We start from the raw sequence: 25,125 nt of genomic DNA, 5'->3' as shown, positions 1-25,125 counted from the left end.
CCCGCTTGTGCGTTTGTGAAAATTTTCTCCAGGCGCTTCCGGCGCCGGGAATATTCCCCCGGGGGTTCACCAAGGAGGTGGCTCCACTCCATGCCCATGTACGTCCGCGACGCCATGAGCACGGTGGTCCTCACCATCGGGCCCGCTCACACACTCCGGCAGGCAGCACATCTGATGGCAGCACGGCGCGTCGGCGCCGCCGTGGTCCTCGACACCGACGCGGAAGGGCTCGGCATCCTCACCGAGCGCGACATCCTCAACTCTCTCGGCGCCGGGGAGAATCCCGACCATGAGACGGCACAGACCCACACCACCACCGACGTCGTCTTCGCCGCTCCGGACTGGACCCTGGACGACGCCGCCGCCGCGATGGTGCACGGCGGCTTCCGGCACCTGATCGTCATGGACGAACGGGAGCCGGTCGGCGTGGTGTCCGTACGTGACATCATGCGCTGCCGTTCGGCCGTCCGGGAACGGGCCGCGACAGCCGTACCCGCCTGACCCGGCCGCCGCGGCCGGCGGCCGGTATGCCGAGGAGGCCGGACACCCGAGGGTGTCCGGCCTCCTCTGTCCGGGGTGAAGGGGCCCCGGACGACGCGGTCCGTGCAGTGGTGACCGGTCAGCCGCGCAGGGCCTGGACCGCGGCCTCCAGTCGCTTGCCGTAGTCCGCGTCCGCCTTGCGGAAGTTCTCGATGGCGCGCTGCGCGATGTCGTCGCGCGAGACCTTCGAGATGAAGCCCGCGAGGTTGTTGATCAGACGCTCCTTCTCCTCGTCCGACATCAGCCGGTAGAGGTTGCCCGCCTGCACGAAGTCGTCGTCCTCGGCGTGCGAGGGGGCCGCGGCCTCACCGGTGGCGCCGGAGACGGACACCGGCTGCCACAGCGCGCGGCCGGTCTCGGCCGGACCGCCGAAGCTGTTCGGCTCGTAGTTCTTCTGGCCGCCGTGCCGGCCGTCGTACAGCGCGCCGTCCCGGCCGTGCGAACGCGCCTCGGTGGCGTGCGGGCGGTTCACCGGCAGGTGGTCGGCGTTGATGCCGACGCGGTAGCGGTGGGCGTCGCCGTACGCGAAGAGACGGCCCTGCAGCATCTTGTCGGGGGACGGGCCGATGCCCGGCACGAAGTGGTGCGGGGAGAAGATCGACTGCTCGACCTCGGCGAAGATGTTCTGCGGGTTGCGGTTCAGCTCCAGCTTGCCGATCTCGATGACCGGGTAGTCCGCGTGCGGCCACACCTTGGTGAGGTCGAACGGGTTGAAGCGGTAGTTCGCGGCCTCGGCGGCGGGCATGATCTGCACGCCGACGGTCCAGCTCGGGAAGTCGCCGCGCTCGATCGCCTCACGCAGGTCGCGCTGGTGGCTGTCGGGGTCCTTGCCCGCCAGCACCTCGGCCTCTTCCGTCGTCAGGCACTTGATGCCCTGGTCGGTCTTGAAGTGGTACTTGACCCAGAAGACCTCGCCGGCCTCGTTGTTCCACTGGAAGGTGTGCGAGCCGAAGCCGTCCATGTGGCGGTACGAGGCGGGGATGCCGCGGTCACCGAACAGCCAGGTCACCTGGTGCGTCGACTCCGGCGACAGGCCCCAGAAGTCCCAGACGTTGTCCGCCTCCTGCGAGCCGGTGTACGGGTCGCGCTTCTGGGTGTGGATGAAGTCCGGGAACTTGATGGCGTCCTTGATGAAGAACACCGGGGTGTTGTTGCCGACGAGGTCATAGTTGCCCTCTTCGGTGTAGAACTTCAGCGCGAAACCGCGGGGGTCGCGCACCGCGTCCGCCGCACCGAGGTTGCCCGCGACGGTCGAGAAGCGCAGGAACGTCTCGGTCTGCTTGCCGACCTCGGAGAGGAACTTCGCGCGGGTGTACTTCGTCACATCCGCGGTCACGGTGAAGGTGCCGTACGCGCCGGCGCCGCGGGCGTGCACGATCCGCTCCGGGATGCGCTCACGGTTGAAGTGCGCGAGCTTCTCGATCAGGAGCTGGTCCTGGATCAGACCGGGACCGCCGATGCCGGCCGTCTCGCTGTTCTGGTTGTCCGCGACCGGAGCGCCGGACTCCGTGGTCAGCGGTCCGGTGATGCTTTCTACCGACACGTGCGCCTCCTGTGTAAATACCTGCCCTTGGCTTGCGCCGAACTCGATCCTACATTGGACAATGTCTAAGTCAAGAAGGATTGGAAACCCGTACCCGGTCCGGTGATGGACAGCGCTGGTATCCTGGCTGATATCTGACTGATGGGTGATTTGGCATGAGCGACCTGCTCGAACGACTCCGGGGACGCGGCTGGCGGCTGACCGCGCAGCGCCGCGTCGTCGCCGAGGTCCTGGACGGGGACCACGTCCACTACACCGCCGACGAGGTGCACGCGCGGGCTTCCGAGCGCCTGCCCGAGATCTCCCGCGCCACCGTCTACAACACCCTCGGCGAGCTCGTCACGCTCGGCGAGGTGCTGGAGGTCAGTACGGACGGCCGCGCGAAGCGGTACGACCCCAATGCGCACCACGACCATCACCACCTCGTCTGCTCGCGCTGCGGCACGATCCGTGACGTGCACATAGCGAGCGACCCGATGGCGGCCCTCCCCGAGCCGGAACGATTCGGCTTCGAGGTCTCGGAGGTCTCGGTCACGTACCGCGGCGTCTGCCCGAACTGCGTGAGCGCCTGACCCGTAAGCCACCGCGGAGCCCCTCCCTCCCTCTGCCATCGCCGATCATTGCAGCCCGCCGCCTCCCGCGGCGGGCTTTTCGGCATGCCGGCCGGCGGGGTCACGACGCGTGCTCCTCCCCGCTCCCGGGGGACGCACGGTGCACATCCCTTCCCGTTTCTGACAGCTCGTCATATCGCGCGCCGCGCCCCCCCCCCGGCTGCCCGGGACCGCCGCGGCAGCGCCCGGGACGCCGTCCCCGCCCGCCTCCCCTCGCCTTGCGTGCCCACGCCCTCGGCCGCTCCTTCGGACGCGGCCGCACGGCCCTCACCGCACTCGGCCCGCTCGACCCCGACGTCGCGCGGGGCGAGTTCGTCTGCCTCGTGGGCCCTCGGGCTGCGGGAGGTCCACCTTGCTGTGGATCGCGCCAGCGCGTGGCCATCGCCCGCGCGCTCGCCGTGGAGCCCGAACTCCCACTCATGGACGAGCCCTCGCCCGCCGCCCTGGTCCTGCCGGCCCGAACCTGCCGCAACGGGACCCGGACGCCGGCGTCACCTTCCTCCGCTCGTACATCCGTACGGTCAACACCTCCTTCCGCGGCGACTACAAGGCCGACGGGGCGTTCGTCGCGGAGCCGGCGAAGCTGCTGAAGGTGCTGAAGGTGGACGCCGGGACGCTCACGGCGGTGCCGTCCCTGCGGATGCGGAGGGACCAGGAGATGCGTGAGGGCACGGCGGACCGGCTCCAGCGCGCCTACCGCGACGCGGGGTCACCGAGGGACCGCCGGCCCCGGAGAACCGGCTCGTGGACCGCGCCTTCTACGCGGAGGCGGTCGGCCACCGGCCGTGACCGGCATCGCACGCGGGAGGCACCGCACACATGACGAAGGCCCGGATCCTTGCGGATCCGGGCCTTCGCCTTCAGTAGCGGGGACAGGATTTGAACCTGCGACCTCTGGGTTATGAGCCCAGCGAGCTACCGAGCTGCTCCACCCCGCGCCGTTGTGTTCACAACTCTAACCCCAAGCCGACGACCAGCGCAAATCCATGCGCCGCGCCCCCCTGGCGCCCCAGGTCCGGCTGGCCCTCAGGGACCGGCCGGACCTCAGGCGCTCAGCTCCTCCTTGAGCGCCTCGCTCAGCCGGGAGGCACGCTGGGTGACCTCCGGCGGCCCCAGCTCCACGGCGCGCGCGCACCACCGCTGGCTCTCCGCGAGCGCGCCCCGCCGGGCCGCCAGCAGCGCGAGGCGCAGCGCCGCGCGGCCGTGCCCGGCCTCGGCGGCCCGTGTCCACCACAGGGCCGCCTCCGGGAGGCTGCCCTCACGGGCCAGCAGCAGCCCGAGGTTGAAGGCCGCGTTGCGGCTGCCGGCCTCGGCCGCCGCGCGGTACCAGTCGGCCGCCGCCACCGCGTCGCCCCGGGACGCGGCGAGCATGCCCATCCGCACCTGGGCACCGCGGTGCCCCTGCTCGGCGGCGCGCTCGTACCACTCCTCGCTCTCGCCCCCGGATTCCTCGGGGCCGCGGGCCTCGCGGTCCAGCAGCGCGGCGAGCCGGTAGGCCGCCTCGGCGCTGCCCGCGCCCGCGGCACGCCGCAGGTGCCGCTCGGCGTCCTGCCACTCGCCCTCCCGGAGGAAGGAGAGGGCGGCTTGGAGCGCCGCCTCGGTGTGCCCGGCGTCGGCGGCCCGCTCGTACCACTTGCGGGAGGTGCGCTCCGCGCCCCGGCCGGCGTGCAGGATGCCGAGGTTGAACGCGGCGTCCACGCTGCCCGCCTCGGCCGCCTTGGAGAACCACGGCTCGGCGCCGGCCGCGTCGCCGCGCTGCAGCAGCAGTACGGCGAGCGCGTTGGACGCCTCCCGGTGGCCCGCGTAGGCGGCCCGGCGGTACCACTGCTCACTGCGGCCGTCGCTGCCCTGCTGGGCGCAGAGCAGGCCGATGTTGTACGCGCCGTTGACGTCGCCGGCCTCCAGCGCCGCGCGGTACCAGCGCTCGGCGGTCTGCAGCTCGCCGCGGTCGGCGTGCAGCGCGCCCAGGGCGTTGGCGGCGTTGCCGTCGCCGTCCTGGGCCGCCCGGCGCCACCACTCGGCCGCGCTCTCCTCGTCGCCCGCGTCCTTCAGGAGGAAGCCGAGCGCACACGCGGCGCGCGGCTCGCCGTCCTTGGCCGCGATGAGGTACCAGCGCCCGGCCTCCTTGAGCTCGCCGCGCTCCTCCAGGAGCGTGCCGAGGTGCAGCGCGGCCCTGCGGTGTCCGCGGGCCGCGGCCTGGCGGTACCACTGCTCGGCGGCGGCACGCGGTTCGGCGTGCTCGCCGTACGCGGTGCCGTCGGCCTCCCGCTCGTCCAGGATGCGCGCGAGGCGGTACGCCGCTTCGCGGTGACCGCGTTCGGCGGCGGCCACGAACCACTGCTCGGCGCCCTCCTCGCCCCGGTGGTCGAGCAGGTCGGCCAGCGCGTAGGCGCCCAGGCAGTGGCCGGACTCGGCGGCCTGGCGCAGCCAGTACTCGGCGGCGGGCTCGTCGCCGCGCTCGCGGTAGTAGCGGCCCAGCGCGTGCGCAGCGGCGGCGGATCCGGCGACGGCGGCGATGCGCCACCAGCCGGCCGCCTCGTCGGCGTAGCCACGCTGGTGCAGGAGGACTCCGAGATTGTTGGCGGCGGCCCGGTCGCCCGCGACGGTGGCGGCGCGCAGGCACGGTTCGGCACCGTCCAGATCGCCGCGGCGCAACAGCATCGCGCCGAGCATGCTCGCCGCGGCCGGATCGCCCGCGGCGGCGGCCTTCCGGTGTCCCACCTCGTCCAGGACCTCGGCGGCCTCGGGCGGTTCCGCGGTCTCGGCCGCGTCCGTCGCGTCGTCCGCGACCGGCGGCAGCTCGGATTCGCGCCCGTCGTCGGGCGCATGCACAAACGGTCCTGTCTCCAACAACCTTGCCTTGTCCCCCATAAGGGCCATCGTCGCACCACCCGAAGCCCGGGTACACCTGGTATACCGCAGCCAGTGAGGTCACTACAGCGTTTTGTCGACTTCCCGACACGGCGACATGCCAAACGCTCGGAAGGCGAGTCTCCCCAATGCGAGTGGTTTAACGCGCACATACGTGACCGCGCACATGACGAAGGCCCGGATCCAAGAGGATCCGGGCCTTCGACTTCAGTAGCGGGGACAGGATTTGAACCTGCGACCTCTGGGTTATGAGCCCAGCGAGCTACCGAGCTGCTCCACCCCGCGCCGTTGTGTATCCAAGGTACCACGGCACGGAGGTGAAGCTGTAATCAGCGATCAACCGCCCTGTTCGTCCCCCTCGCCCGAACCGCTCCTGTCCGACGAACCGGCCTTCTCGCCCGCCCTCTTCTCGGCGGCGGCCGCCCGGTCCAGTGCGGCCTTCAGCTTCTCCTGCGCCTCGCCGTAGCCGGCCCAGTCGCCTTCCTCGCGGGCCTTCTCGCCCTCCTCGTACGCCTGCTGGGCGTCGTCCAGGGCCTCCTGGACGCTCTGGTCCGAAGGCGGTGTCGTACTGCCCTCGTCCGGCGGCGTGGTGGTGTCCTCCTCGCCGTCGTCACCGATGTTGGGCGCCTTCTTGCCGAAGACCACGTCCAGCGCCTCACCGAGACTGTTCTCGAAGGCCGCCTTGTTGCCGTAGGAGACGAGCACCTTCTTCAGCAGCGGGTAGTTGGTGCCCGCGCCCCTCAGGTAGACCGGCTCGACGTACAGCAGGCCGCCGTCCAGGGGGACGGTGAGGAGGTTGCCGTACTCGATCTCCGAGTCGCCCTTCTTGAGGATGTTGAGCGTCTTGGCGACCGTGTCGTCGGAGTTGAACTTCGACTGCACCTGCTGCGGACCCGGGACCGTGGTCTCGGACGGGAGTTTCAGGATTCTGATCTTCCCGTAGTCCGGACTCTTGGCGTTGGCGTCGACCGCCATGAAGGCGCCCAGGTTGTCCCGCTTGTTCGGCGTGAACGTCGTCGTCAGCGAGAACGTCTGGTTCTTCTGGTCCGGCATCTTCATGCTGAGGTAGTACGGCGGAACCGCGGTCGCCGACTTGGTCGTCGGGTCGTTCGGGATCTGCCAGCGCTCACTGCCGGTGTAGAAGGTGTTCGCGTCGGTGACGTGGTAGGTGGTCAGCAGCTGGCGCTGCACCTTGAACAGGTCCTGCGGGTACCGGATGTGCTCCATCAGGTCGTTGCTGATCTTCGACTTGGGCTCGACCGTGCCGGGGAAGGCCTTCATCCAGGTCTTCAGGACCGGGTCCTTCTTGTCCCACTGGTAGAGCTTGACCGAGCCGTCGTACGCGTCGACCGTCGCCTTGACGGAGTTGCGGATGTAGTTGACCTGGTTCTGCTGGGCCACCACCGCACGCTGGCCGTCGGTCAGCGAGTCCGCCGTGGTGTCGCCGAGCGTGGTCCGCGAGGAGTACGGATAACCGTTGCTCGTGGTGTACGCGTCCACGATCCACTTGATGCGGCCGTCGACCACCGCCGGGTAGGCGTCGCCGTCGATGGTGAGCCACGGCGCGACCGACTCCACGCGCTCCTTGGGCGTGCGGTTGTACAGGATCCGCGAGCCCTCACCGATGGCGCCCGAGTACAGGATCTGCGGCTCGCCGAAGGCCACGGCGTACGCCGCGCGGTTGACCGGGTTGGAGAGATTCACCCCGCTCTTGCCGGTGTAGCTGTAGCTCTTCTCGCCGCTGTCGTCGGAGTAGTCCAGCTCCTGCTGCGGCCCGCCGACGATGGAGTACTGCGAGGTCTTCTCGCCGTAGTAGATGCGCTGCTCGTACTTCCCCAGGTGGCCCTTGGCGGGGAGGTTCTTCTCGGTGTAGTCCGGCTCGCCCTTGTTGACCGTGCCGGTGCCCTTGGCGGTGACCGCGCCGTACCCGTGGGTGTACTTGAAGTGGTCGTTGATCCAGTTGCGCTCGGGGATGCCGGCGATGTTCAGCTCGCGCAGGCCGATGACGGTGTCCTGCTCCTTGCCGTCCTTGTCCTTGTACCGGTCGACGTCGAGCGTGGCGGGGAACTGGTAGTACCCGCGGACCTGTTGCTGCTGCTGGAACGTGGGCGAGACGACGTTCGGATCCAGCAGGCGCATGCTCGCCGTGGTGTCCGCGTCGCTCCGGAGCCGTTCGTTGTCCGCCTTGTCCTTGGGCTTGTAGTCGCCCTTGTAGCCCGTGACCTCGGAGCCGTCGATGCCGTACGCGTCCCGCGTGGCCTTGATGTTCTGTTTGATGTACGGCGCTTCCTTGGCCTGCTCGTTCGGCTGGACCTGGAACTTCTGCACGATGGCCGGGTACAGCCCGCCGATGAGCACGGCGGAGAGCACCATCAGGCCGAAGCCGATGACCGGCAGCTGCCAGGTCCGCCGCCACAGGGTGGCGAAGAAGAGCACGGCGCAGATGGCCGCGATGCAGAACAGGATCGTCTTCGCCGGCAGGTACGCGTTGGCGTCGACGTACCGCAGGCCCGTCCAGCCCTCCGCGGACTTCAGGCCGCTGGACTTCACCGCGAGGCCGTACCGGTCGAGCCAGTAGGCGATCGCCTTCAGCGACACGAAGATGCCCAGCAGCACCGAGAGGTGGCCGGTGGCCGCCGCGGTGGCCCGCGAGCCCGGGCTGGTGACGCGCAGCCCGCCGTACAGGTAGTGCGTGAGCGCGGCGGCGATCAGGCACAGCACCGCGCAGGCGAAGCCGAAGCTCAGCAGGAAGCGGAACCACGGCAGGTCGAAGGAGTAGAAGGAGATGTCCTTGTCGAACTGCGGGTCCTTGGTGCCGAACGGCACACCGTTGACCCACTGCAGCCAGGTGCGCCACTGACTGGACGCCGACGCACCCGCGATCAGACCCACCAGCGCGGTGACCGCGATCAGCACCCACTTCTTGTAGGGCGCGATGCTCATGCGGTAGCGGTCCAGGCTCTGCTGCTCCATCGACATGGCGCTGAGTGGCGGGCGGAGCCGGTGGGCCAGCCACACGTTGACCCCGATGGCCGCCGCCATCAGCACGCCGAAGAAGAAGAACAGACCGACCTTGGTCCACAGGGTGGTGGTGAAGACCGAGGAGTACCTCACCGAGCGGTACCACAGCCAGTCGGTCCAGAACCCGGAGAACATCACGAAGAGCATGGCCAGCACAGCCAGCACGCCCAGGGTCAGGAGCCCGGTCCGCATCCGCCGGGACGGGCGGCCCACTCTCGTCCGTGGCCCGGAAGGGCCTGAGCCGCGGTCCGGCATCTGGAAAGCCAAGGTGCGCACCTCGAAGTTCGCTGTCGTATGAAGCGGGCCCGGCGATACTAGGACCCACTGTTGCAACTTACTAAGGCTTTACCCGGTTCCCGTTTTCCGGGAAGTTCAGGGCACGATATTCCACATGACCAACCTCCCCGTGGACGGCACCCCTCTCGCCGCCGACCCGCTGACCCGCGCCGTGCTCGAGATCGACGAGTACGCGGCCGGGATCGGCTGGGACCAGCCCGCCCGACTTTTCGCCCTCGTGGACACCGCGCGCCTGCGTGACCAGGAGCCCGCGCTCGCCGCCCAGCTGGGCATCGACGAGACCGCCGACGCCTCCCTGACCCCGGTGGAGCAGGACGAGGTGCCCGCCACCGTCCCGCTCGACGAATTCCTCGCCACCATCGCCTGGCCCGACGCGGTGGCCGGCTGCGCCATGACCGTGGAGCGGCTGATGCTCCCGCCGTCCGCCGAGGAGTCCGTGCCGGCCGGCATGGACGAGGACGCACTCGCCAAGTGGGTCGCCGAGCACCCCGACCGCCAGGAGGTCCGGATGACCGTGGCGGTGCTGCGCGACGGCCGGCGCGAGTCGGCGCTGCGGCTGCGCGAGAAGGACTCCACCGCCGAGGTCCTCACGGGGGCCGACCTCGTACCGGGCCTGGCGGAGGCCCTGACGGCGACGTTCGAGGAGTAGGCGCTCGGAAGCGCGCCCGGGGGGGCTCGGGCGCTCGGTGGGCCGGCCGGGGCGCTGGGGAGGGGCGCCCCGTACGGAGAGCGGCGCCGCGGTCAGGAGCGCGCGGCCGGCGTGCAGCTCGGCAGGTCCTTCGTGTCGCCCTTCCGGATCTTCGTCAGGGCCTGCATCGCGTCGTGCATGGTGTTCACCTTGACGAGGCGGAGTCCGTCCGGGGTGTCCTTGGCCGCGGTCGCGCAGTTGTCCTTCGGCGTCAGGAAGTACTCGGCGCCCTTGTCGCGGGCCGCGACGATCTTCATGGAGATGCCGCCGATCGGCCCGACCTCTCCCTTGTCGTCTATCGTGCCCGTGCCCGCCACGAAGTTCCCGCCGGTCAGATCGGTGGGCGTGAGCTTGTCGACGATCCCGAGGGCGAACATCAGCCCCGCGCTCGGACCGCCGACGTCGGCGAGCTTGATGTCGATGTCGAACGGGAAGGTGTGGTCGAGCCCGGCCTGGATGCCGACGATCGCCCGGCCGTCGGTGGCCTTCTTCGTCGTCAGCGAGACCTCGCGGCCACCCGTCGGCTTCTTGCCCTTCTTCTCCGCCGCGGCCGCTTCCTTGGCCGGGATCAGCGTGAAGGTGACCTTCTCGCCCGGCTTGTGCTTGGTGACCAGTCCCGCCACGTCGGCCGGCTGCTTCACGGCCTTGCCGTCCACCGCCTTGATCACGTCACCGGCGTGCAGCGCCCCGTCGGCCGGCGTGTCCTTCATGACGGAGGCGACCACCACCTGCGAGTCCACCGGGATGTCCAGCTCCTTCAGGGCCGCCACCTTGGCGCTCTCCTGGGACTGGCTGAACTCCTCGGCGTTCTCCTGGTCGGCCTGCTCGGCGGTCTGGTCGTCCGGATAGAGCGTCTTGTGCGGCACCACGGCGCTGTCGTGCGCCAGCCAGCCGTACGCCGCCTCGAAGAGGTTCATGCGGTAGTCGGGGCCGGTGACGCGGACCGTCGTCATGTTGAGGTGACCGCTCGTCGGGTACGTCTTGCGGCCGTCGATCTGGAGCACCGGCTCGCCGGCGTGGTCGCCGAGAGTGTTGACCGTCGGCCCCGGCGTCATCTGCGCGTACGGCACGGGGATCAGCACTCCGGCGCACAGCAGTGCGATCAGCATGAGGGTCGAGGCGAGGAGCGTCGCGGTCCGGCGTGGCATGGAACGACAGTACGGGACGGGTATGACAAGCGGCCCGCGGGGCCGTCCGTACGGGTCCCGGCCCGCCCGGCGGCTCAGGCCGCGTCCGAATGCTCCTTCGGACGCGGGTCCTCGGACCGCTCCATCGCCTCGCGGAAGCGGGCGTACCCGGCCAGCTCCGCGACGTCCCCGGACTTGCGGTTACGTACGGTCCAACTGCTCCACACCGTGGCGGCCAGCGCGGCGAGAAGCGGAATCAGCAACCAGAGGAGCGCACCCATAGCGGCCTCCCGACCCCTTGTACAACCGCAACGACGAATAAGCAGATTAACCAGCCGACAGCTCAACGCTCATGCCCGGGGGTGGGTTACGCAACCGGAGGACGTTGTCGGCTGTCCGGCTGATCTACGGGCGTCTGCGGCGGGGCGCCCGTGGAGGGCGCGTACCCACTTCTGCGCGGCTCACCGCCCCCGCGCGCCCCATGAATGCGTCTTACACGCTTTCTTTACGCCATTCGGGTCGCTCAGGTTCCCGGAGGACGGGGAAAAACCCACCAGGCCCCACCCGCCCTTCACTCCCCCCGGAAGACGGCACTTACGCGCCGACCCGCCCTCCCGTCACCCGACCTCCACCCCCAGAAGACGGCACTACGCGCCGACCCGCCCTCCCGTCACCCGACCTCCACCCCCAGAAGACGGCACTTGCGCGCCGACCCGCCCTCCCGTCACCCGACCTCCACCCCCAGAAGACGGCACTACGCGCCGACCCGCCCTCCCGTCACCCGACCTCCACCCCCAGAAGACGGCGCTACGCGCCGACCCATTCCTCTGTCCCGTCCGAGAACGTCTGGTGCTTCCAGATCGGCACCTCGTGCTTGAGGTCGTCGATGAGTCTTCTGCACGCCTCGAACGCCTCCGCCCGGTGCGGGCAGGACACCGCGACGACGACGGCGAGGTCCCCGATGGCCAGGTCCCCCACCCGGTGGACCGCGGCCAGCGCCCGTACGGGGAAGTCCGCGGCCACCTTCTCCGCGACCCGGCGGAGTTCCGCCTCGGCCGACGGGTGCGCGGAGTAGCCGAGCCCGTCGACGTCCGAGCCGCCGTCGTGCGAGCGGACGGTGCCGACGAACAGGGCGGTCCCGCCGGACGCGGCGTCCCCTACCGCCGTGAACACCTCGTCCACGGAGAGCGGCGTGTCCCGAATGCCCAGCAGCCGGATCGGGTCCGCCGCCCCCTGCTCACCTGGGTGGTCGGGGCGCGGCGACGGGTGGTGGTTCGTACCAGACATGCGCCCATCGTGCCCCACGGACGCGGCGCGGGGGAATGGCTGTTCCACCTGGTGTACCGACCGCCGTATGGAGGGTCCTACCAGACCGTAGGGGTCCTACCGCCGCGTACGGACGACGCCTTCCCGCCGTCCGGAGGGAGCCGCCGCTTCCGTACGGTTCCCGGCGCTCCCGGGGAACGCGTGGCCCGAGGGGAGTCGACCGGCCGCCGGCCGTCCGTTTCAGGACGGCGGCAGCGGCCCTTCAGAGGCGCCGCCGGGCCTTACGGGCACGGCGTACGAGCGCTGCGGTACCCAGGAGGGCCACGGTCGCGCCCGCGGCACCGGCCGCGGTGGCGTCCTTGCGGCCCAGCCGGCGCCCGGCCACGGTGTGCCGCCCCGCGACCTCCTCCAGGAGCTCCGCGAGCACCTCCTCATTGGTCCACCGGGGCCGCCAGCCCGCCTCGTGCAGCCGGCTGCCGCTGACCACCCAGGGGTGCATGGTGTACGCCAGGTCGCCGGCGGGGGACGGCGTGAGCCCGATGCGGTGCAGCCGGGCGGCGGCGCCCAGGGCTACCGAGGACGGCAGCTCCATCCTGCGGATGCCGGTGAGCTCCTCGACCTCCTCCTGCTCCAGCCAGCCGTCGCAGCCGACCGCGAGTTCGCCCTCGACCTTCTCCAGCGCCGCGTACTCCAGTGCGCTGACCAGGTCCTCCACGTGGCAGAACTGCCACATGGGGCGGGAGCCCGCGACGACCAGGAGGCGCGGCGATTCGAAATACCGGGTGAGCGCGGTGTCGGTGCCGCCCACGAGGACGGTGGGGCGCAGCACCGTGACGTTCAGTCCGGGGTGGGCGCGCGGCGCTCGGTGGGCGAGGCGTTCGATCTCCAGGAGGTCGCCGACCCCGGTGGCGTCGGCGGTGGCGCGCAGCTCGGCGTCCTCGGAGAGCGGGACGTCGTTGTCGGGCAGCGCCCCGTAGACCATCGCGGAGGTGCACAGCACCACCCGGTGCACACCGGCCGCGGCGGCGGCCGTCAGGACGGTCTGGGTGCCGCGCACGTTGTACGCGGTACGAGCGGCCGGGTCCGTCTCCAGGTCGAGGTCGAGCGCGAGGTGGACGACGACGTCGGCGCCCCGGAGCTTCTCCGCGATGGCGGGGTCCCGGACGTCCAGTACGTGCCAGTCGGCGCCCTCCTCGTCCCCGCGCCGCTCGTCGATGGCCACGACCCGCTTGATCTCGTCGGATTCCGTCAGGGCGCGGGTCAGCAGCGCCCCGATACCGGAGGCGGCGCCGGTGACCGCCACGACGGGGCGGTGCTGCGGCGAGGCCGCCGCGGCGACGGTCGTATCGGGCGTCTTCTCGGGGTCGGCAGCGGTGTTTCGCGCTGCGCGAACGGTCGGATCTGGGGAACTCACCGGGCGTCTCCAGCGGTTGTCTTCAGTACGTATGCGCACCGGCGCGTACGGACCAGCGTGCGTCCATCCTGCCGCAGGCACCCCGACAGCCAAGCACCGAGCCCCTGAGCGGCGCAGGGTGTCACAGGGGGGCGCCGGACCGTCTTCTCCGCGGCCGCGGAGAACGGCCGGGCACCCTCTAGGCTGGAAGGGAATGTCGGGCAGCCGCCGTCGGCCCGGGGCCGGCGGCCCTACGAGCCGAGGAAACCCGTGAGTGACAACCCATTCGGATTCGGCCTTCCGCCGGAGGAGCCGGAGGACGGCGACAACGGCAAGCAGAAGGGCGGCCAGGGAGGTGGCCAGGGCCCCGCGAATCCGTTCGGGTTCGGCGGCGGGAGCGGCGGCGCGGACAACCCGTTCGCGGCGCTCTTCGGTGGCATGGGCGGGCCCGGGGGCGAGATGAACCCCGGCGATCTCGGTGCCGCCTTCCAGAAGCTCGGCCAGATGCTCTCGTACGAGGGCGGCCCGGTGAACTGGGACATGGCCAAGGACATCGCCCGGCAGACGGTGGCGCAGGGCGCCCCGGACGGCAGCAAGGACGCCAGCGTCGCGCCCGGTGAGCGGGCGGCGGTCGAGGAGGCCGTGCGCCTGGCGGACCTGTGGCTGGACGGCGTGACGTCGCTGCCGTCGGGCGCGGGCAGCGTCGTGGCGTGGAGCCGTGCCGAGTGGGTCGAGGAGACCCTCCCGGTGTGGCAGGAGCTGGTGGACCCGGTCGCCGAGCGCGTCGGCGCGGCGATGGGCGACGTGCTCCCCGAGGAGATGCAGGCCATGGCCGGCCCGCTGCTCGGGATGATGCGCTCCATGGGCGGCGCGATGTTCGGTACCCAGATCGGGCAGGCGCTCGGCACCCTGGCCGGTGAGGTCGTCGGCTCCACGGACGTGGGGCTGCCGCTGGGCCCGGCCGGCAAGGCCGCCCTGCTGCCGGGCAACGTCGAGGCGCTCGGCTCCGGCCTGGGTGTGCCGCCCGAGGAGGTGCGGCTGTACCTGGCGCTGCGCGAGGCCGCTCACCAGCGCCTCTTCGCGCACGTACCGTGGCTGCGCTCGCACCTCTTCGGCGCGGTCGAGGGTTACGCGCGCGGCATCAAGGTCGACACCAGCAAGCTGGAGGACGCGGTCGGCCAGCTCGACCCGGCCCACCCCGAGCAGCTGCAGGACGCCCTCCAGCAGGGCATGTTCCAGCCCGAGGACACCCCGGAGCAGAAGGCGGCGCTGGCCCGCCTGGAGACGGCGCTGGCGCTCGTCGAGGGCTGGGTGGACGCGGTGGTGCACGCCGCGGCGGCCCCGCACCTCCCGTCGGCCGACGCGCTGCGAGAAACGTTGCGGCGGCGCCGGGCGACCGGCGGCCCTGCCGAGCAGACCTTCGCGACCCTGATCGGCCTGGAGCTGCGTCCGCGGCGCCTGCGGGACGCCTCGCGGCTGTGGGCCTCCCTCACGGACGCGCGCGGCCTGGAGGGCCGGGACGCGCTGTGGTCGCACCCGGACATGCTGCCCACGGCGCAGGACCTGGACGACCCGGACGGCTTCGTCCACCGGGAGCAGATGGACTTCTCCGAGCTGGACAAGATGCTCGGCGAGGCGGCGAACGGCAAGGCCGAGGGCGGCAAGCCGGATCTGACCAAGCGCGAGACCGCCGAGGGCGACGCCCCCGAGGGCAAGGACGGCGACGAGGGCGACGGCGGCAAGTGACCGTGAGCCTTCATGAGGACGCGGCGCGGGTCCTGAAGGAGTGGCCCGCGCCCGCCCCCGACCAGGAGCAGCTGCGCCTGGCGTACCTGGACCACCTGGCCGCCCACCCGGACGGCATGTGGAAGCCCTGCGGTGACGGGCACCTCACGGCGAGCGCCCTGGTGGTCGACCCGTCGCGCGGCCGGGTGCTGCTCACGCTGCACAAGAAGCTGCGGATGTGGCTGCAGATGGGCGGCCACTGCGAGCCCGAGGACGCCACGCTGGCGGACGCCGCGCTGCGCGAGGCGCGCGAGGAGTCCGGCATCTCCCGGGGGCTGACGCTGCTGCCGGGCGGCCCGGTGCGCCTGGACCGCCACCACACGCCCTGCGCGTGGCACTTGGACGTGCAGTACGCCGCGCTGGCCCCCGAGGACGCCACGGAGGCGATCAGCGACGAGTCGCTGGACCTGCGCTGGTTCCCGTACGACGAGGTTCCGGACGTGGCCGACGAGTCGGTGGTCCGGCTCGTGGAACGGACGAGAGCGCTGCTGTGAGGCAGAGCGGGCGGGCCCGGCACCAGAAGGTGCCGGGCCCGCCCGCTCTTGTCCCTGAGGCGCGTCCTGCCGCTCCGGAGGCGCGCTGTCAGTTCGTGAAGATGTTGCCCTGGTTCTGTCCACGGGCGCCGTGCTGGCCCATGCCGTACTGCGCGGCGAGGCCCTGCCCGATGACCGCGTTCTGGGGCGGCAGCAGCTCGCTGGGCTGCACGAGCGCGTAGCCCTGGCCGAGGAAACTGAGCTCCCAGCCCTCGCCGGTGCTGCCGCGGCGCCGCCACACCCCCGAGGAATGCGTCTGGGCCTGCATCTGGACGCGCAGCGAGGTGGACCAGGCCACCACCGCGTCCGCGTCGGCGTTGACGTACTTGTCGGGCGTCACCTGCATCATCAGCGGCTGGCCCGAGGTCATCAGCGCGACCTTGCCCTGGCCGGAGATGTTGAGCTGGTACTTGCCGGTGCCCGAGATGCCGTACTGGCTGTCCACGGAGATGACCTCCCAGTGGAGCGTGGAGTCCAGCGCGAGCACGTAGTTGCTGTCGACGGTCAGCCCGTCGTGGTCGACGTCCACGAGGTGCACGTGCTGGGCGAGGTTGGCCAGGTAGACCGTGCCCTGCCCGGAGACGCGCATCAGGTCCAGGCCCTCACCGGCCCGGGCGCGCTGCCGGCGCTGGTTCGGGGTCTGGTACTCCCCGTCGAATTCGAGCAGCCCCTGATAGGCGACCATCGTGCCCTTACGGGCGAGCAGGTCCTCGTGGCCGGTCAGCGCGACCCGCAGCAGCTGCGGGTTCTGCAGCGCGTACCGGTCCTGGGTCTGCGCCTCGGTGTAGGCGAAAAGCGGGCTCTGCATGGTTACGGAAGTCCTCCCCCTCAGCCCCGGGCCCGGAGCCGGTCGGCGCTGTCCTCGCTGGGCTGTACGACCACGAAGCCCTGGCCGGAGAAGCCGAGCTGGTACGCCTCGCCGCTGCCGCGCCCGATCATCGAGGACGCCTTGAAGCTGCGCTTGCCCTTCATCTTCAGGTTCGTCGACCAGGCCACGAGCGCGTCCGGGTCCACGTAGGTCTCGTCCTCGCCGCGGCCGCAGTCGACGACGATCGGGGTGCCGCGCGAGGTCAGCGCGACCCAACCGGTGCCCGCGATCCCCACGTTGAACAATCCCTGCCCCGCGAACTTCGCCATGCCCTTGACGCGCTGCACCCCCCACTGGAGGTGCGCGTCGAAGGCGAGCAGGTTGGTGCCGTTCACGGAGATCGCGTCGTCGTTGAGGTTCAGGCACACGACGTCCGCGCCGTAGTCGGCGAGGTAGAGCAGGCCGTCACCACTGGCCTGCATGAGGGGCGCGCCCTCTCCGGTCAGCCACTGCGAGGCCATCTGACGGACGGCGGGCGGGTTCGGCTGGTACTGGACGAAGCCTTCGTAGGCGACCATCGAGCCGGTGCGGCAGAAGACGTCCTGGCCGCTCTGCATGGCGATCTTCACCATCGCACTGCCGTGGTTCTCCATGCGGGCCACGGGTGCGGTCGGGGCAAAGCCCGAAAGCTGCTGCTGAGTCATGGCGGGCTCCCTCAGACCTCGTAGGGCTGGACGACGACGAAGTTGCCGGGAGCGCCCCGGAACTGCAGGTTCACGGTCTCGCCCGAGTGACCCGGGTACGCGTTGCGGCGCAGCCGCACCTGGCTGGAGATGATCACCTGGGACGCGGCGGACCACGCGACGATGGCGTTGGCGTCCGCGAACGTGGTCGGGGTGACCGGCAGCACGACCGGCGTGCCCGCGGTCTTCACCACGACCGTGCCGGTACCCTGGAACTGCATGGTGAACAGCGCGCCTCCGGGGATGCCGTGCCCTTCGATACGGCGCACCTCGTGCTGGAGCGACTCGTCGAAGGCCAGCACGCTCTCGGCGTTGACGCAGATCGCGTCGCCCTGCAGCTCGATGGGGTGCACATGGGCGCTGTTCTCCGCGAAGAAGACCTGGCCCTGGCCGGAGCAGCGCATCAACTGCATCTCCTGGCCGGTGGCGTTGCCCACGATGCGGCCGCGGAAGCCGGCTCCCTTGTAGCTGAAGTCGACCTTGCCCTGGTAGAGCACCATGCTGCCCTGCCGGGCCAGCACCGGCTGCCCGTCGACGCCGAGGTCGACGCGGATCAGCTTCTCGCTCTGCGGCGTCCAGCGCTGCCCGGTGGCGGCCTCCCGGTACTTCTGCAGCGAGGCCTCCAGCCCCGCTCCCGCGCCCTGCGGCACGGCGTACTGCCCGCCGCCCTGCGGCGCGGGCTGCCCGTAGGCGGGCGGCTGCTGGCCGTACGGCATGGGCTGGGCGGGCGGCGGCGTGGGCTGGCCGGGGAACGGTCCGGGAGCCCCGTGGGGCGCGGGCTGGGCCTGCGCGCCGTAGGGAGCCTGCGGCGGTTGCGCGGCGGCGGGCGGCACCATGGGGGCGGCGATGGTCGGCGCCGCGTGCATCTGGGCCTGCTGGTCGGGCTGCTGGAACGCCTGCGGCTGCGGGGCCACGGGCTGCTGGGGAACCTGGGGCTGCACGGGGGCCTGAGGCTGCGGGGGCGCGTCCGGCTGCTGGACGACGGGCTCCGCCTGCGTGGCGTGCGGCCCAGCGGGCTCCGGGGCCGGCTGCTGCGGCGGGACACCGAAGCCGGGGGCCGGGGCGGGCTCGGCGGCCGCGGGCGGCGCGAAGGCGGGCGCGGGCTCCGCGGCGGCGGGCGGCGCGAAGCCGGGTACGGCGTCCGGCTGCGGCGCGGCCTCCGGCTCCTCGGCGACCTCACCCCCGAAGTTCCGCAGCAGCGCTTCCAGTCCACCGTCGAAGCCCTGCCCGACGGCGGCGAAGCGCCAGACGTCCTTCATGTAGAAGTCGCCGAGCATGACGGCACGCTCCGTGCTGAACTCCGACCCGGTGAAGGAGTACCGCGCGACCTCCTGTCCCCCGGCGACGATCCGGATGTACCCCGGGCCGATCTGCGACATCTGGCCCGCGCCGTCGATGGCCGCGGTGAAGGACAGCTTCTGGATGTGCTGCGGGATCCGGTCGAGCGTGACCCGGAAGGACTCGGTGTCCCCGGCCTGCGGGCCGAGCTGCTGGAGGGCCTCCTCGGGCGACTTCGGCTGGTTGAAGAAGATGAAGTACCGGTCGTCGGAGAGCCGTTCGTCCGCGTCCAGGCCGAAACAGCTGATGTCGAAGGTCAGACCGGGGGCGGCGATCTGTACGCCCACGTACAGATCCGTCCCCGCGGTCAGGTCACTGATCCTGGCCTTGTGGCCACGTTGGAATTCCCTGGCCATACGTAACGACCGTCCCCCATCCGAGCTTGATTGCGTTGCGCGTCAGGCTAACGGCTGGTCCGGACGTGACACGATGCCGGGGTTCGACGGTTCGGTCACGAAAGTTCCGCGGGCGGCCCGTGTCACGGGTGGTACGGCGTCATTCGCTGCGCGCGGCGGGCAGGTGCGGCAGCCGGCCCGCGGCCACCACGCCTTCGAGGTAGCCGCGCGCCCGCTCCGTCCGGGGATAGGTGGTCAGCAGCTCCCAGAAGCTGGGTCCGTGTCCGGGAACGAGCAGATGGGCCAGCTCGTGCAGCAGCACGTAGTCGATGACGTACTCCGGCATTCCCTGCAGCCGGTGCGAGAGACGGATGCTGCCTTCCGCCGGGGTGCACGACCCCCAGCGGGTGTTCTGGTTGGTGACCCAGCGGACCGACGCCGGACGGGCCCGGCCGCTCAGGTACTGGGCCGACAGCCGCTCGGCACGCTCGGCGAGTTCGTCGTCGCCCAGTATCCGTTTGCTCTCCTGCGCGGCCAGCTTGTCCAGCATGACCGTGACCCAGCGGCGCTCCTCGGCCTCGGACATCCGGGCAGGAATCAGGACGACGGTCCGGTCACCCTCGCGGTACGCCGAGACCGTGCGCCGCCGCCGTGAGCTTCTGCGCACCTCGACCGCGCTGGTCGCGGAGCCGCTGCCCGGCGGGCTCGCGGCGGTCCTGCGCTGCGGGTCGGCGGCACGGTGCAGTGGGTCGGCGGGCACGCCCCGACGTTACCCGCTCGCAGCGCGCGAAGTCCCGTCCCCGAGCCGGGTCGCGGGCGAAACCCTCCATGACGGGTACAGAGGTGCTCAGCGCTTGTACGACTAATCCCGCCCTCTGTGGATAAGTTCAGGCACCGGCTCGGCCGTTGCCGCATAGTCGACGCGTACGACAGTTCCGGATCTCCGCGAACGGCCCGCACTCGCCACCGCGAGGTCCGTGACCCGACGCACCGGCGACCGGACTCGCTGCGGACCAGCACCACACCAACGGGGGACGACATGCGGCACGCACACCCGACCACACCACCCACCCTCCTCGCGCCTCCCTCTCCCGCCTCTTCTCCTCCTCCCCCTACCGCCGCCCGCTCGGCTCCCCGTCCTTCCCCGCACCCGATGCTCAAACCGGCCCTGCGGCAGGGCTGGCGGGACAGGTCCACCGTGCGCTTCGGTGTCGCCCCGGCCCACGCCGTGGTGGTGGGCCCGGTGGACGGCGCGACCGGCAGCCTGCTGAGCCTGATCGACGGCACGCGCAGCATCGATCAGCTGGAGCGCGAGGCCAAGGCACTGCAGCTGCCGCCGGACCACGCCCGGGAACTCGTCGGCCGCCTGGACGCCGCCGGGCTGCTGGACTCTCCGGCTCCTGGGGCCCCGGCCACCGAAGCCCTTCAGGCCGACCTCCCCGCGTTCGACCGGCTGCGCCCGGACCGCGCCGCCCTGTCCGTACGCCATCGCGACGCGACGAGCGCCGACGAGCGGCTGTGGGCCCGCAGCGCGGCGCGGGTCCGGGTGCGCGGCACCGGCCGGGTGGGGGCATCGATCGCGGCGTTGCTCTCCGCCGCGGGGGTGGGGGACGTGGAGGTGCTGGACGGCGGCCGGGTCGAGCCGTGGGACGTGCTGCCGGCCGGCTTCCCCGCCGATCGTGTGGGCGAGCGCCGGGACGTGTCCGCCCGACGCCTGGTCAACGCACACTCCCCGTGGACACGACGCCCCCGGACGACCACCCGGAGCACGTGGACCGTCCGCCCCGACCGGACCGCTCCGTTCGCCCAGCCCCCTCCATCCGACCCGCCCGCTGTCTCCACCCGGTCTGCTCCGTCCGCCCAGGTCACCGACGACTTTTCGGCCTCACCGGGCGAGCCGGCTCTCGCCCTGACCGTGCTCGCCCCACGCGACGGTCTGGCCGCCTACGCGCCAGATCCCCGGCTCGCCGAGCCGCTCCTCGCCTCCGGCATCCCGCACTTGTACGCAGGCGTGATCGAGGCCACGGGAGTGGTGGGGCCGTTGGTGCTCCCCGGCGACACGGCCTGCGCCGGCTGCTGGGAGCTGCGCCGTACGGACACCGAGCCGGCCTGGCCGCGGCTGCTGGCCCAGTGGCGTTCCGGACGGGCCGCCCCGGTCGTGCCCGCGTGCGACGCGGCGTTGGCGACGACGGTGGCCGGACTGGCCGCGACACAGGTCCTGACCTTCCTGGACGGGTATCTGCCACCGTGTACGGGCGCGCGGACGGAGCTCGCGCTCCCCTGTATGAGCTGGGACGTCGATCAGATCGAGGCCCATCCCGACTGCGCCTGTGGCGCGGCGCGCTCCCCTGCCACCGCAGCCACCTCGGATCCTCGTCCCCGACACGCCACAATGACGGAGTGCCCCCGCCCGGGGCCGAAGCGAGTGGGAGGGACCGTGCCGGCATGACACCGACCCGACAGGTCCGGCTTTCCCCGCTCCACCGACTAGCCCGACTGGTTCGACCGACCTGATTGATCCGAGTACTGACCTGCCCCGTGGGAGTCATACGCCCCCATCAGGGCCGGGACCTTGGGAGGACGCGCACATGTCTGATCTGCCGCGCAAGGCCGTCGTGCGGACGGCCAAGCTCGCCGCCCTCCCCCTGGGCTTCGCCGGTCGCACCGCCCTCGGGCTGGGCAAGCGCATCGGCGGACGGCCGGCGGAGATGATCGCCACCGAGCTCCAGAACCGCACGGCCGAGCAGCTGTTCGCGACGCTGGGCCAGCTCAAGGGCGGGGCCATGAAGTTCGGGCAGGCACTGTCCGTCTTCGAATCGGCACTGCCGGAGGAGATCGCGGGGCCTTATCGCGCCGCGCTGACCAAGCTCCAGGAGGCGGCTCCGCCGCTGCCCTCGGCCACCGTCCATGCGGTCCTCACCGAACGGCTGGGTGAGGGCTGGCGGGAGCTGTTCGCGGAGTTCGACGACAAGCCGTCGGCCGCGGCCTCGATCGGCCAGGTGCACCGGGCGGTGTGGCAGGACGGTCGTGAGGTCGCGGTGAAGGTGCAGTATCCGGGTGCGGGTGAGGCATTGCTCTCCGACCTGTCCCAACTGGGTCGGCTCGCGCGGCTGCTGGGGCCTCTGGTGCCAGGGATGGACCTCAAGCCGCTGATCACCGAGCTGCGCGACCGGGTCTCCGAGGAGCTGGACTACGGCCTGGAGGCGGCGGCCCAGCGCACCTACGCCGAGGAGTTCGCGGACGACCCGGACGTCGTCGTGCCGGCCGTCGTCCACCAAGGGGACCAGGTGCTGATCACCGAGTGGATGGAAGGGGTCCCGCTCTCCGAGGTGATCTCGGGCGGGACGCCGGAGGAGCGGAACCGCGCCGGACAGCTGCTGTCCCGCTTCCTCTTCTCGGGCACCGCCCGTACGGGCCTGCTGCACGCCGACCCGCACCCGGGCAACTTCCGCCTGCTGACCGGCCACGCGCCCGACGGGCCGCCGGAGGAATGGCGGCTGGGGGTGCTGGACTTCGGCACGGTCGACCGGTTGCCGGACGGACTGCCGCCCACGATCGGTACGTCACTGCGGATGACCCTGGACGGCCGGGCCGAGGAGGTCTACGAGCTGCTGTGCGAGGAGGGGTTCGTCAAGGACTCGATCGAGCTGGAGCCGGAGGCGGTACTGGACTACCTCCTGCCGATCATCGAGCCGGCGCAGGCCGAGGAGTTCACCTTCACCCGCGGCTGGATGCGGCACCAGGCCGCCCGGATCGCCGACCCGCGCTCGCCCGCCCACCAGCTGGGCAAGCAGCTGAACCTGCCCCCGTCGTACCTCCTGATCCACCGCGTGACGCTGAGCACGATCGGTGTCCTGTGTCAGCTGGGTGCGACGGTCCGGCTCCGGGACGAACTCACCACCTGGCTCCCGGGCTTCGTCCACCCCGCCCCCGTCCCTGTGCCTTCCCCCGCGGCCGGCCCGGTCCCCGCCCGGACCGGCCGCGACACGGGCTCCGGCGCGGAGAAGAAGGACTCCGTGCCGGAGGGGACCGTGGAGAAGGGAACCGTGGTGAGGGGAACCGCGGTGGACGGGACCGGAGAGGAGGACACCGGGGACATCGGTGCCGAGGAAAGCTCCGCCTGACTCCGGGAACGCGGTTCGGCCGCGGTCGAAATGGAGACCGGGGCCGGGGCCGGGGCGAGTGTGCCCGGCGGCGCGGTCACCACCAGGCCGAGTCCAGGCGGGACTCGATGGCGCGGAGGTGGGTGCGGGCGCAGGTTTCGCAGAAGTAGCGGCGCGTGCCGTTCTCGACGGAACAGGTCCAGGTCGCAGGCGTACCGTCGGCCACCGCGCCGCATCGAGCACACACGGTACTGTCGCCGGCCTCCGACGCTGCACGGTCACCGGCCCCGGACGACGCCTCACCGCTCCCGGACGCTGCGCCGGCGCCGGTCCCGGACGCCTCACCGACCCCCGATGCGGTGTCGGCCCCCGACGCCCTGCCGAGCCTTGACACCTTGCCGCCCCCCACCGTCCCACCGGCCCCCGGTGCCCAGCCGGTCTCGGAGGTTTCGTCCGTTCCAGGGGGTGCGTCCGTGCGGACGGTGCCGCCCTCTCGGTCGGTTTTGCCGGTCAACTCCGCCCGCTCATGCGTCTCGTCATCCACTGCCCGACGATATCTCCGCCAAGGCCGACAATACGTGCACAACGCACCGGTGACGCCGGTCGTGTCGGAGCACGGGTCCGCCTTTCCGGTGCACGGGCCGGCTGACCCGGCGCACAGTTCGACCGTCGGGTGCACGTGCCATTCAACAGGCGCACGCCCGGATGAACCCGGCGCACGCTTCGCGCTTTCCGCTCCCCGGCTTCGCCGGTGCCGCCCGGGCGCCGCGCCGGAAAAGCGCGGAGCGCGCCGCACTGCCCGGTAAGGGCGTGCGGCGCGCTACGGAGTGGGAAAGCGGTCGGGCTCACTCACTGCATGACGGCCATGGCGAGGGCGCGGCGGGCGCGGAGGGAGACGCGTTCGGCGCGGCGCTGCATGCGGCGGGCCGTGGCGAGCCGGTGGGCTCTGCGGTCCCTCTCGGCCTCGCGCAACCTCTCATGGATATGCGCACGAGCCAGGGCTTCTGGGATGAGTTGCATTTCTCGGGTCCTGTTCTGTCGACGCTCGTTCGCGCCGGAGTTCGCGGGGGCGGGCATGTCGGTGAGGGACGGGTTCATCGTCGGGTCCTGCTTCCGGGGGTCCCGCGTGGCGGGACGGTCGATCGTTCCTGTGCCGGTGGTGTTCATGCCGCAACCGGGTTCTTGCGCGGACGGCCACGCGGGCGCTTCCGGGGGACGACGACGCCCTGGACGAAGAGCTCACCGCCCCAGACCCCCCACGGCTCGCGGCGGTCCTTGGCGCCGGCCAGGCAGGCCTCGCGCACCGGACAGGTCTCGCACAGCGACTTGGCGTACTCGACGTCGGCCGGGGACTCGGCGAAGAAGACCTCCGGGTCGTAGGTACGGCACGGAACGGCGGCGCCGAGGCGGTCGATCTCGTCGTCGAGCTCGGTGAGGGGCAGCAAGGAGTTCTCCTGGGAGTCGGGCGGAGGGATCAGGTCGGTGGCGACGGACGGGGTGTGCGTCTGGAGTTGCACGGTGGTGTGTTCCTCGTCTGTTCGGCCCGGCTCGTGGCTGGGCTGTCGTGTGGCGCCCTCTGCCGGCTGCAGAGGGACAAACAAAAGGGCCGCGGATCCCGGTGTGGGTTCCGCGGCCCTGGAAGGTACCGACCTGATCTCGCCGATCAGGCTGGATCACTCCAGGGTTCGAGCCCGCGGAAGGCCCACATGTCGTTCTGCTGCGTGTACTGGGTCGTGTACTGGGTCCGGGATTCGGCACCATTGGCCGCCGCAAAGGCAAAGGCATGCGCGTTTGCCACTGCTGCTACCTCAGGTGCCTCGGTCGGTCGCTCGCTGCGCTCACGAATCGGAAGAATCGCGAGGGACGCGGGGCGCACGGCCGCGACGCCGGACAGGCAGGCGGAACCGGACAGACCGGCTCCGGACAGACCGGTGCCACGGAGCGAAGAGCCGATCGGGCAGGCGGCGGCGACCGAGAGATCGGTCATTTTCGGGGTCTCGATGAAGCTGATCACTGGTCTCGCCTCCTTTCGGCGTCTTCGGGGACCGATGCGGACCGGTCCGGGTCGTTCAGTACAGCACGAATCCAACGGTTCTCGGAAGGCCCGTTGTCTCCGTGCTTCC

At 71.3% G+C, this 25,125-nt stretch carries 22 protein-coding genes, 2 tRNA genes and 1 pseudogene; 8 read left to right on the top strand and 17 right to left on the bottom strand.

The window, feature by feature from the left end:
- The first annotated feature begins 96 nt into the window (after positions 1-96).
- Positions 97-501, top strand: coding sequence for a CBS domain-containing protein (locus AAC944_RS24140; RefSeq protein WP_030619372.1), 405 nt, complete (start codon positions 97-99; stop codon positions 499-501).
- Between the two features lie 118 nt (positions 502-619).
- On the opposite strand, the gene AAC944_RS24135 is transcribed toward AAC944_RS24140, so the two are convergent.
- On the bottom strand, positions 620-2,083 hold the full coding sequence (locus AAC944_RS24135) for a catalase (protein ID WP_030619375.1): 1,464 nt from the start codon (positions 2,081-2,083) through the stop codon (positions 620-622).
- Positions 2,084-2,238: 155 nt separating this feature from the next.
- Between AAC944_RS24135 and AAC944_RS24130 the strand changes: the two genes are divergently transcribed.
- Complete coding sequence (locus AAC944_RS24130; protein WP_030619377.1) at positions 2,239-2,655, top strand: Fur family transcriptional regulator; 417 nt, start codon at positions 2,239-2,241, stop codon at positions 2,653-2,655.
- 257 nt (positions 2,656-2,912) lie between these two features.
- Positions 2,913-3,061: pseudogene (locus AAC944_RS24125) on the top strand (ABC transporter ATP-binding protein); the annotation flags it as partial.
- Between the two features lie 497 nt (positions 3,062-3,558).
- Here the strand turns inward: AAC944_RS24125 and AAC944_RS24120 are convergent.
- From AAC944_RS24120 to AAC944_RS24105, 4 genes are all read right to left on the bottom strand, one after another.
- A tRNA-Met gene (locus AAC944_RS24120) sits at positions 3,559-3,632 on the bottom strand.
- A gap of 106 nt (positions 3,633-3,738) precedes the next feature.
- The gene (locus tag AAC944_RS24115; RefSeq protein ID WP_196943153.1) at positions 3,739-5,574 is read right to left on the bottom strand and encodes a tetratricopeptide repeat protein; all 1,836 of its coding nucleotides are present in this window, start codon (positions 5,572-5,574) and stop codon (positions 3,739-3,741) included.
- A gap of 202 nt (positions 5,575-5,776) precedes the next feature.
- Positions 5,777-5,850: transfer RNA gene (locus tag AAC944_RS24110), tRNA-Met, on the bottom strand.
- Positions 5,851-5,901: 51 nt separating this feature from the next.
- The gene (locus AAC944_RS24105) at positions 5,902-8,778 is read right to left on the bottom strand and encodes a UPF0182 family membrane protein (protein WP_030619383.1); all 2,877 of its coding nucleotides are present in this window, start codon (positions 8,776-8,778) and stop codon (positions 5,902-5,904) included.
- 199 nt (positions 8,779-8,977) lie between these two features.
- Here AAC944_RS24105 and AAC944_RS24100 point away from each other — a divergent pair, with 199 nt between their 5' ends.
- Entirely contained in the window at positions 8,978-9,532 is a 555-nt protein-coding gene (locus AAC944_RS24100; protein ID WP_030619386.1) for a PPA1309 family protein, read from the top strand.
- Between the two features lie 92 nt (positions 9,533-9,624).
- On the opposite strand, the gene AAC944_RS24095 is transcribed toward AAC944_RS24100, so the two are convergent.
- From AAC944_RS24095 to AAC944_RS24080, 4 genes are all read right to left on the bottom strand, one after another.
- A complete protein-coding gene (locus AAC944_RS24095; protein ID WP_030619389.1) occupies positions 9,625-10,719 on the bottom strand; it encodes a YlbL family protein in 1,095 nt (364 codons plus the stop codon).
- A 74-nt stretch (positions 10,720-10,793) separates the two neighbouring features.
- On the bottom strand, positions 10,794-10,961 hold the full coding sequence (locus AAC944_RS24090; protein WP_490368269.1) for a hypothetical protein: 168 nt from the start codon (positions 10,959-10,961) through the stop codon (positions 10,794-10,796).
- A gap of 544 nt (positions 10,962-11,505) precedes the next feature.
- Positions 11,506-11,985 (bottom strand): molybdenum cofactor biosynthesis protein MoaE, encoded by a 480-nt coding sequence (locus tag AAC944_RS24085; protein WP_030619394.1) that lies wholly within the window; start codon positions 11,983-11,985, stop codon positions 11,506-11,508.
- Positions 11,986-12,226: 241 nt separating this feature from the next.
- On the bottom strand, positions 12,227-13,378 hold the full coding sequence (locus AAC944_RS24080) for an SDR family oxidoreductase (RefSeq protein WP_030619397.1): 1,152 nt from the start codon (positions 13,376-13,378) through the stop codon (positions 12,227-12,229).
- Between the two features lie 249 nt (positions 13,379-13,627).
- Between AAC944_RS24080 and AAC944_RS24075 the strand changes: the two genes are divergently transcribed.
- Together AAC944_RS24075 and AAC944_RS24070 are read left to right on the top strand one after the other, a co-directional pair.
- Entirely contained in the window at positions 13,628-15,103 is a 1,476-nt protein-coding gene (locus tag AAC944_RS24075) for a zinc-dependent metalloprotease (RefSeq protein ID WP_030619400.1), read from the top strand.
- A gap of 2 nt (positions 15,104-15,105) precedes the next feature.
- On the top strand, positions 15,106-15,636 hold the full coding sequence (locus tag AAC944_RS24070; protein ID WP_030619405.1) for an NUDIX hydrolase: 531 nt from the start codon (positions 15,106-15,108) through the stop codon (positions 15,634-15,636).
- Positions 15,637-15,724: 88 nt separating this feature from the next.
- Here AAC944_RS24070 and AAC944_RS24065 read toward each other — a convergent pair whose 3' ends face one another.
- From AAC944_RS24065 to AAC944_RS24050, 4 genes are all read right to left on the bottom strand, one after another.
- A complete protein-coding gene (locus tag AAC944_RS24065) occupies positions 15,725-16,483 on the bottom strand; it encodes an AIM24 family protein (protein WP_030619408.1) in 759 nt (252 codons plus the stop codon).
- Between the two features lie 20 nt (positions 16,484-16,503).
- Positions 16,504-17,187: an AIM24 family protein gene (locus tag AAC944_RS24060; RefSeq protein WP_030619421.1), complete on the bottom strand. Its 684-nt coding sequence runs from the start codon at positions 17,185-17,187 to the stop codon at positions 16,504-16,506.
- An 11-nt stretch (positions 17,188-17,198) separates the two neighbouring features.
- On the bottom strand, positions 17,199-18,920 hold the full coding sequence (locus tag AAC944_RS24055; RefSeq protein WP_030619422.1) for a TerD family protein: 1,722 nt from the start codon (positions 18,918-18,920) through the stop codon (positions 17,199-17,201).
- Between the two features lie 139 nt (positions 18,921-19,059).
- A complete protein-coding gene (locus AAC944_RS24050) occupies positions 19,060-19,659 on the bottom strand; it encodes a M48 metallopeptidase family protein (RefSeq protein ID WP_030619425.1) in 600 nt (199 codons plus the stop codon).
- A gap of 393 nt (positions 19,660-20,052) precedes the next feature.
- Here AAC944_RS24050 and AAC944_RS24045 point away from each other — a divergent pair, with 393 nt between their 5' ends.
- Together AAC944_RS24045 and AAC944_RS24040 are read left to right on the top strand one after the other, a co-directional pair.
- Positions 20,053-21,348: a ThiF family adenylyltransferase gene (locus AAC944_RS24045; protein WP_051872075.1), complete on the top strand. Its 1,296-nt coding sequence runs from the start codon at positions 20,053-20,055 to the stop codon at positions 21,346-21,348.
- 139 nt (positions 21,349-21,487) lie between these two features.
- Positions 21,488-23,023: an ABC1 kinase family protein gene (locus tag AAC944_RS24040; RefSeq protein WP_078888763.1), complete on the top strand. Its 1,536-nt coding sequence runs from the start codon at positions 21,488-21,490 to the stop codon at positions 23,021-23,023.
- Between the two features lie 76 nt (positions 23,024-23,099).
- Here AAC944_RS24040 and AAC944_RS24035 read toward each other — a convergent pair whose 3' ends face one another.
- From AAC944_RS24035 to AAC944_RS24020, 4 genes are all read right to left on the bottom strand, one after another.
- Positions 23,100-23,228, bottom strand: coding sequence for a hypothetical protein (locus AAC944_RS24035; RefSeq protein WP_368397355.1), 129 nt, complete (start codon positions 23,226-23,228; stop codon positions 23,100-23,102).
- 623 nt (positions 23,229-23,851) lie between these two features.
- Entirely contained in the window at positions 23,852-24,169 is a 318-nt protein-coding gene (locus AAC944_RS24030) for a putative WhiB-interacting protein (protein WP_030619430.1), read from the bottom strand.
- Positions 24,166-24,519, bottom strand: a complete 354-nt coding sequence (locus AAC944_RS24025; RefSeq protein ID WP_030619433.1) for a WhiB family transcriptional regulator — start codon at positions 24,517-24,519, stop codon at positions 24,166-24,168. The genes AAC944_RS24030 and AAC944_RS24025 overlap by 4 nt, the downstream gene beginning before the upstream one ends.
- 146 nt (positions 24,520-24,665) lie before the next feature.
- Positions 24,666-25,016 (bottom strand): hypothetical protein, encoded by a 351-nt coding sequence (locus tag AAC944_RS24020; RefSeq protein ID WP_030619436.1) that lies wholly within the window; start codon positions 25,014-25,016, stop codon positions 24,666-24,668.
- Between the last annotated feature and the right edge of the window lie 109 nt (positions 25,017-25,125).

This window comes from Streptomyces sclerotialus, assembly GCF_040907265.1.
Taxonomy (GTDB): Bacteria; Actinomycetota; Actinomycetes; order Streptomycetales; family Streptomycetaceae; genus Streptomyces; species Streptomyces sclerotialus.
The sequence above is the reverse complement of the archived record's forward strand: the minus strand, read 5'-3'. Positions and strand labels throughout refer to the sequence as shown.